We start from the raw sequence: 7833 nt of genomic DNA, 5'->3' as shown, positions 1-7833 counted from the left end.
TTCTGATTCTCTCCGATGCAGCGGCCACTCGATCGCCGGCCGATCGAGAGCCGCGCTCCACCGCCGCGGACCGCGAGCGCGCGGCGAGCGCGCTCGGCTCGAGCGGCTACCGCGCGATCTGCCTCGACCACCGCGAGGTCGAGGCCACGCTCGCCGATGCGCGTTGGCTGCGCCGGCGCAGGAACCGGCTGCCGGTGATCGCCGTGGTCGACACGGCCGAGGTCGCACGCGCCTCGGAGCTCTTCGCCTGCGGCGTGCAGGAGATCGTCGTGCGCGACGCATCCACGGACGCGAGCCTGCGCGCGCGCGTCGACGAGCTGTTCCGACGGCGCGAGCCCGCGCCGCCGCTCCAGGCCGCGAGCTCGATCGTCGCGCGCAGCCCGAGCATGCGCGCCTGTCTCGACCTGGTTCGCAAGGCGCAGGCCAGCGACGCGACGGTGCTGCTGCTCGGCGAGACCGGCACGGGCAAAGAGGTGATCGCGCGCGCGCTTCACGAGGGCGGCCGGCGCGCGCGCGGTCCGTTCGTCGCGATCAACTGCGCGGCCTTTCCCGAGACGCTGCTCGAGAGCGAGCTCTTCGGGCACGACCGCGGCGCGTTCACGGGCGCGAGCCGCGCTCGGCCGGGTCACTTCGTGGCGGCGAACTCCGGCACGCTGTTTCTCGACGAGATCGGCGAGACGTCCCTCGGCTTCCAGGTGAAGCTCCTGCGCGCGCTCCAGGAGGGCGTGGTGCGCGCGCTCGGCGCGAGTCGCGAGACACCGGTCGACGTGCGCATCGTCGCCGCCACCAATCGCGATCTCGCCCACGAGGTCGATTGCTCGCGCTTCCGCCGCGACCTCTACTTCCGGCTGAACGTGTTTCCGATCGCTCTCCCGCCGCTCCGCTCGCGCACGGAAGACATCGTCCCGCTGGTGCTGCAGTTCCTGGCTTCGAGCCCCGATGCGGCGGGCCTGCGCCAGGTCGCGGCCGACGCGCGCCGACTGCTCGAGACCTATCCCTGGCCGGGAAACGTGCGCGAGCTCGAGAACGAGGTCGCGCGAATCGTCACGCACGCGGAGGGCGGCAGCGAGATCACCGCGCGGATGCTCTCGCCGCAGCTTCGCGGCGTCGCGCCCGGCCTGCCTCGCGACGTCCAGAGCGAGACGCTCCGCGACGCGGTGGCGCGCTTCGAGTCCTGGTACCTGTCGAGGTCGCTCGAGCGCAACGCGAACCGCAGGCTCGTCACAGCGCGCGAGCTCGGCATCACGCGCGAGTGTCTCTACAAGAAGCTGCGCCGGTACGGGCTCCAGTAGCGCGGGGAGCGTCCGGGCTACCGGCGAACGATCCTGTATGCTGCGGCGCCGATGATTCCTCCTCGCCGCCCTCACGTCGCCGCTTTCGTCTTGAGCTTCGCGCTGGCCCTGGCGGCGCGGGCGGAGCCGGCGGACGCCGTCGCGGTGATCGACCGATTCCACGCGACCCTGCTCGGGGTCATGAAGGACGCGAAGGTGCTCGGCGTCGAGGGTCGGCTCGAGCGCCTCACGCCGGCCATGGACCAGACCTGGGACTTCGCGACCATGAGCCAGCGCTCGCTCGGCCCCGCCTGGGGCAAGCTCGACGCCGAGCAGCGCGAGCGCTTCGCGAAGGTGTTCCGCGGCATGATCCTGCGCACCTACGCGACACGCTTCGACGGCTACACGTCCGAGCGCTTCCAGACGAGCGGCTCGGAGAGCTCGATCGCCGGCACGCAGATCGTGCGCAGCGTGTTGCACGCGCCGAACGAGGACGTGCACCTCGACTACCGCATGCGCCAGACCAGCGAGGGCTGGCGCGTGATCGACGTCTACCTGGGCGGGACCGTCTCGGAGCTGGCGATGAAACGCGCGGAGTACACGTCGGTGCTCGAGCGCGACGGATTCGACGCGCTCGTCTCCGCGCTCGAGCGCAAGATCGCCGACGCGTCGGGGAGCGTGCCCGCCAGCTCCGACTCCCTAGACAAGTAGTACGCGGTGCGCAGCGCGGCGTAGAAGTCGACCGACTGCTCGCGCAGCGCGTCGAGCGCCTGGTCTCGTTCGGAGCGTGCGGAGATTCCGTCGCTGGTTCCCACCACGATCTGCCCGGCGCCGGGAAGCAGATAGGTCTGAGGCTCGAGGAAGAAGTCGATCAGATCGCCGACCGCGTCGCGCCCGGTGCTCGGGCCGAGCACGGGGAGCATCAGGTAGGGGCCGCTCGGCGTCCCATAACGGTGTAGGGTTTCGCCGAAGTCGGAGTGATCCTCGGGCAGGCCGATCGGCGTGGCGACGTCGAAGAGCCCGACCACGCCGGCGGTCGTGTTCACGCCGAAGCGCAGCAGCGTCTCTCCGGCGCTGACCGGGTGCAGCTGCAGCAGGTGGTTCAGGAACGAGATCGGCTCGGCCGCGTTGCGGAACACGCGCCGCACCGCGCGCTCGGCGGGGTCCGGAACGACTGCGCTGTAGCCGCGCGAGACCGGCGCGATCAGGTAGCGGTCGAGCCCCTCGTTGAACGCGAGCGTCGCGCGGTTGGCGGGCTCGATCGGATCGGGGTACTCGGCGACCGCGTCGGCCGCATCGAGCGCGTCGAGCAGCTCCTGGTCCGATGGCACGGGCATGGGATCGGCCCGCACCTGTGTCGAGGCGAGCGCGAGCCAGAAGCCAAGGGCGCACGCGCCCCCCGATCTTCCGAGCCGTCCGGGTTTCACGGTGCGGCGAATATACTGGGCCGCATGAGAAATCGAGCGTTCCTCCGCATATGTCTCTGCCTCGCACTCGCGCCCCTTGAAGTCCGCGCGGGCGAGGCGATCCCCCCGGACAGCCGCGCGCGGGTGCGCGAGATCTACCGCGAGCTCGTCGAGATCGACACCACCCACTCGACCGGAAGCACGACGGTCGCGGCCGAGGCCGTCGCGAAGCGCCTGCGCGAAGCCGGCTTTCCCGCGGAGGACGTCGCGGTTCTCGGGCCCTCGCCGAAGAAGGGGAACCTGGTCGCGCGCCTGCGCGGGAGCGGCGCCGAGAAGCCGCTGCTTCTGCTCGCGCACCTCGACGTGGTCGAGGCCAGGCGCGAGGACTGGAGCGTCGACCCGTTCCGCCTGCTCGAGAAGGACGGCTTCTTCTGGGCGCGCGGATCGCTCGACGACAAGGCGATGGCCGCGATCTTCACCGAGACCATCCTGCGCATGAAGCGCGAGGGCACGCCGCCGCGTCGCGACGTGATCCTCGCGCTCACCGCCGACGAGGAGGGCGGCGACGAGAACGGCGCCGAGTGGCTGCTTCGCGAGCAGCGCGCGCTCGTCGACGCCGGGCTCGTGCTGAACGAGGGCGGCGGCGGCCGGATGCGCGCCGGGAAGTATCTGGTGAACGGCGTGCAGGCGGCGGAGAAGACCTACATGGACTTCGCGCTCGTCGTCACCAACAAGGGCGGGCACAGCTCGCTGCCCGTGAAGGACAACGCGATCTTCCGGCTCGCCCACGGCCTGGTGCGGCTCGAGCGCTTCGAGTTTGCGATCGAGCTGAACGACGTCACGCGCGCCTACCTCGAGCGGGCCGCGCAGGCGGAGTCGCCCCAGATCGCGAGCGACATGCGCGCGGCCGCGAAGCAGCCGCCCGACCCGGAGGCGCTCGCGCGGCTGACCGCGCAGCCGAGCTACAACGCGATCCTGCGCACGACCTGCGTCGCGACGCAGCTCGCGGCCGGGCACGCGCCCAACGCGCTGCCGCAGCGCGCGAGCGCGAACGTGAACTGCAGGATCCTGCCCGGGCACAGCGCAGCCGACGTGCAGAGCGCGCTCGTCGCGGCGCTCGACGACGCCGGGATCACGGTCTCGCTCGCGGAGCGGGAGATCGCCGGGCCACGCGCCGCGATCGACCCGGACTTTCTCGCGACCGTCGAGCGCGTGAGCGCCGAGGTCTTCCCCGGTGTGCCCGTCGTGCCGTCGATGAGCGCGGGGGCGACCGACTCGAAGTACTTCCGGCTCGCCGGAATCCCCGCGTACGGAGTCTCGGGAATCTTCGTCGACGTCGACGACATGCGCGCGCACGGGCGCGACGAGCGCGTCGGCGTGGTGCAGTTCGACCAGGGTCACGAGTTCCTCTGGCGGCTGGTGCAGGCGCTGGCGCGCTGAGCTCAGCGCGCCAGCGATGCGACCGGCTTCGCGCTCCCGTCGGCGCGGAAGAACCCCCAGTGCGCCTCCGTCGGACGCAGATCGCCGGTCTGCGCCGCGACCGACGCGATCTTCCACTCCGCGTCGAAGGCCTCGAAGCGGGTGACCGCGTGCATGCGCGTGGCCGGAAGCAGCTCGTCCAGCCGCGACCAGAACCCGGCCTGCGCGGCTTCGCTGAAGCCCTGCTCGCGCGGGCCGCTCGGAAGGCCGGTCTCCTTCACCAGCACGGGCAGCGAGGTTCGCGCCTCGAGCTCGCGCACGACGTTCACGACGAAGTCGACCGCGGTCGCGGGCGGCGCCGTGCCGAACCACGGCTGATCCAGCGGGTGGACGATCGGAAGCAGGAAGTCCTGCCGCGGAAGCAACCGAGCCCGCGCCGGGTCCAGATGGCTCGAGAACGGCTCGCTGGTGCTGACCGCGACACCCGGCGCTTCGCTTCGCACGCGGGCGAACGCGCGGGCGAGCTGCGCCGCGTCGTAGCGGCCGAAGAACAGGCCCTCGTTGCCGAGCGCGATCGCGAGCACGACCTCGGGCGCCGCGCGCGCGGCGGCGATCGCGAGCTCGAGCTCGCGATCGCTGGTCGGATCCCAGACGCCGAGCACCAGCGCGCGGTAGCCGAGCTCGCGCGCGAGCGGGGCGATCGCATCGAGTCCGTTCGCGCAGGAGTACGTGACCAGGCCGTCGAAGTGACTGCGAAGCAGCGCCAGATCGGCGCGGATCGCCTCCGGTCGGACCGCGCCCGCGCGCGCGTCGGGGTCGAAGCCGCGCGGTGTATAGGCGACGAAGCGAACGCTCGCGAGTGCCTGCTGCACCCGCTCGGCCGGCTCCACAGTCGGCGCGCCGCCCGCGACGAGCAGCCCGAGGGCGACGATCCCTGCGGCGAGAATCCCGATCTGCACGCGGCCTCCCGCGGCTCCCGGCGCCGCTCCGAGGGCTCCCGATGCTAGCCCGCTCGTCGGCCGCGGTCGCGCGCGATAAGCTGGCCCGACGCATGCCGTCCGTCCCGGTCGTCCTTCCGCAGCACCGCTACGCCGTCCACATCGAGCCGAACGCGCTCGATCGCCTGGGCGGCGTGATTCGCGAGGTCGCGCCCGCGTCGAGCGCCGCGCTCTTCGCGGATCCCGCCGTGCGCGGGACGCTGCTGCCGCGAGCCCGCGCGTCGCTCGAGTCGGCCGGCTACGAGGTGATCGAGCACGCGCTCCCCGGTGGTGAGGCGAGCAAGACCCTGGACGGCGTGCGCGCGCTGTACGAGGTGCTTCTGTCGCGCAGATTCGAGCGCCGCTCGCCGATCGTGGCGCTGGGCGGCGGGGTCACCGGAGACATGGTCGGCTTCGCGGCGGCGACCTATCTGCGCGGCGTGCCGTTCGTGCAGTGTCCGACCACGCTGCTCGCGATGGTCGATTCGAGCGTCGGCGGAAAGGTCGGCGTGAACGTGCCGCAGGGGAAGAACCTGATCGGCGCGTTCCACCAGCCGGCGGTCGTGGTCGCCGACATCCTGGCGCTGCGCACGCTGCCCGCGCGCGAGCTGGCGTGCGGTCTCGCGGAGTGCATCAAGCACGCGGTGATCCGCGATCCGTCGCTCTTCGCATGGACGCGCGCGAACCTGCGCGCGCTGCTTGCGCTCGATGCCGACGCGCTCACGGAGCTGGTCGCGAGAAACGTCGGGATCAAGGCGGCGGTCGTGAGCGAGGACGAGCGCGAGACGGGCGTGCGCGCGCACCTGAACTTCGGGCACACCTTCGCGCACGCGATCGAGGCGGTGGTCGGCTACGGCGAGATCCTGCACGGAGAGGCCGTCGCGCTGGGCATGCTCGCCGCGACCACGCTCGCGATCTCGGCCGGGCTCTGCGCCCCGGAGCTGCGCGGCGAGCTCGAGGCCGTCGTCGCGGCCGCCGGACTTCCGGTCCGCGCGCGGCTCCCCGACGACGCGCGCCTGCTCGAGGCGATGGCGCTCGACAAGAAGGTCTCGCGCGCCCGGATCCGCTTCGTGCTGCCCACCCGGCTCGGCGAGGTCCAGCTCCGCGACGATCTCGAGCCGCGCGCGGTGACCGCGGCCTGGGCCTCGATTCGGCTCTAGACCCCGCGCCCTTCAGGGGGGATGATCCGCAGATCGGGCACCACCAGGGGACCGTGAATGGGGCTTCGACGCGGGTTCTCGATCTGGGTCGCGGGGATCGCGCTGGCCTGCGGCGGCGGCCAGGGCGCGGACACCGTCGGGGAAGGGCGGCCGCTGATCGACGGGCTGGGTGGGTACACCATGCCGATCACCACGAGCTCGCCGCTCGCGCAGAAATACTTCGATCAGGGCCTCCGGCTGATGTACGGCTTCAATCATCCCGAGGCGATCCGCGCCTTCGAGGTGGCGGGCCAGATCGATCCGGGCTGCGCGATGTGCTCGTGGGGCGTCGCGCTCGCGCTGGGACCGAACATCAACGCGCCGATGGACCCGGCGGCCGTCGCGCCGGCGATCGCGGCGCTGTCGAAGGCGCAGTCGCGCGCGCTGCTCAGCACGCCGCGCGAGCTCGCCTACGTGGCGGCGCTCGCGAGGCGCTACTCGGACGCGCCGGATGCCGATCGCGCGGCGCTCGATCGCGACTACGCCGAGGCCATGCGCGCGCTCGCGAAGCGCTTTCCGGACGACCTCGACGCGCAGGTGCTCGCGGCCGAGGCGCTGATGGACCTGGCGCCCTGGGACTACTGGACCAAGACCTTCGAACCGAAGGAGAGCACGGCCGAGATCGTCTCGCGCCTCGAGGCCGTGCTGCACCGCGAGCCGAACCATCCCGGCGCGAACCACTTCTACATCCACGCGGTCGAGGCCTCGAACGACCCGGGCCGTGCGCTTCCGAGCGCCAGGCGCCTCGAGACGCTCGCGATCTCGGCCGGTCACCTGGTCCACATGTCGGCGCACACCTACATGCGCGTGGGGATGTACCGCGAAGCGTCGCTCGCGAACGAGCGCGGCGCGAGCGCCGACGAGGAGTACATGGCCTGGTGTCGCTCGGGCGGCCTCTACTCGATGGTCTACTACCCGCACAACCTGCACTTCCTCTGGGCCTCGGAGACGATGGAGGGCCGGAGCGGCGCGGCGATCGCGACCGCGCGGAAGCTGCGCTCGAAGATCGAGGCGGAGACGATCGCCGCGTTCCCGCCCGCCGAGGAGCAGGTGCCCGTGCCGTACTTCGCGCTGGTCCGCTTCGGCAGGTTCGACGAGATGCTGGCCGAGCCCGCGCCGCCCGCGAGCCTGCGCTACGCCACCGGAATGTGGCACCACACGCGCGGCATGGCGTTCGCCGCGCTCGGCCGGCTCGACGAAGCGCGAGCGGAGCTCGCGAAGCAGGACGCGATCGGAGCGGAGCCGGAGCTCGCCGCGCTGCAGTTCCCGGCCGCGAAGGCTTCGAGCCTGCTCGCGCTCGCGAGCGAGGTGCTCGGTGCCGAGATCGCCCTGCGCGAAGGCGAGCGCGATCGCGCGCTCGCGAAGCTAGAGAACGCGCAGCGCCTCGAGTACGAGCTGAACTACACGGAGCCGCCGTCGTGGTACCTGCCGGTGCGGCAGCTCCAGGGCTCGACGCTGCTCGCCCTGGGCCGGCCGGCCGAGGCGGAGGCGGCCTTCCGCGACGATCTCGTCGCTCAGCCCGAGAACGGCTGGTCGCTCTTCGGGCTCGCGGAGAGCCCCC

Annotated in this window: 7 protein-coding genes; 5 read left to right on the top strand and 2 right to left on the bottom strand. The window is 72.0% G+C overall.

The features are described from left to right. Both FJ108_17160 and FJ108_17155 read left to right on the top strand, forming a co-directional pair. On the top strand, positions 1-1292 hold a 1292-nt coding region (locus FJ108_17160; protein MBM4337619.1), incomplete at its 5' end, for a hypothetical protein. 51 nt (positions 1293-1343) lie between these two features. Then, positions 1344-1982: a toluene tolerance protein gene (locus tag FJ108_17155; protein MBM4337618.1), complete on the top strand. Its 639-nt coding sequence runs from the start codon at positions 1344-1346 to the stop codon at positions 1980-1982. Here the strand turns inward: FJ108_17155 and FJ108_17150 are convergent. Further along, positions 1823-2698 (bottom strand): VacJ family lipoprotein, encoded by an 876-nt coding sequence (locus tag FJ108_17150; protein ID MBM4337617.1) that lies wholly within the window; start codon positions 2696-2698, stop codon positions 1823-1825. The genes FJ108_17155 and FJ108_17150 overlap by 160 nt on opposite strands. 24 nt (positions 2699-2722) lie before the next feature. Here FJ108_17150 and FJ108_17145 point away from each other — a divergent pair, with 24 nt between their 5' ends. Then, positions 2723-4117 (top strand): M20/M25/M40 family metallo-hydrolase, encoded by a 1395-nt coding sequence (locus FJ108_17145; GenBank protein MBM4337616.1) that lies wholly within the window; start codon positions 2723-2725, stop codon positions 4115-4117. A 2-nt stretch (positions 4118-4119) separates the two neighbouring features. Here FJ108_17145 and FJ108_17140 read toward each other — a convergent pair whose 3' ends face one another. Continuing rightward, positions 4120-5055, bottom strand: coding sequence for a hypothetical protein (locus tag FJ108_17140; GenBank protein MBM4337615.1), 936 nt, complete (start codon positions 5053-5055; stop codon positions 4120-4122). Between the two features lie 41 nt (positions 5056-5096). Between FJ108_17140 and aroB the strand changes: the two genes are divergently transcribed. Both aroB and FJ108_17130 read left to right on the top strand, forming a co-directional pair. Then, positions 5097-6233: a 3-dehydroquinate synthase gene (gene aroB / locus FJ108_17135; GenBank protein ID MBM4337614.1), complete on the top strand. Its 1137-nt coding sequence runs from the start codon at positions 5097-5099 to the stop codon at positions 6231-6233. Positions 6234-6290: 57 nt separating this feature from the next. Beyond that, on the top strand, positions 6291-7833 hold a 1543-nt coding region (locus FJ108_17130; protein MBM4337613.1), incomplete at its 3' end, for a tetratricopeptide repeat protein.

The sequence above is a fragment of the Deltaproteobacteria bacterium genome (assembly GCA_016875225.1).
Lineage (GTDB): Bacteria > Myxococcota_A > UBA9160 > SZUA-336 > SZUA-336 > VGRW01.
The sequence above is the reverse complement of the archived record's forward strand: the minus strand, read 5'-3'. Positions and strand labels throughout refer to the sequence as shown.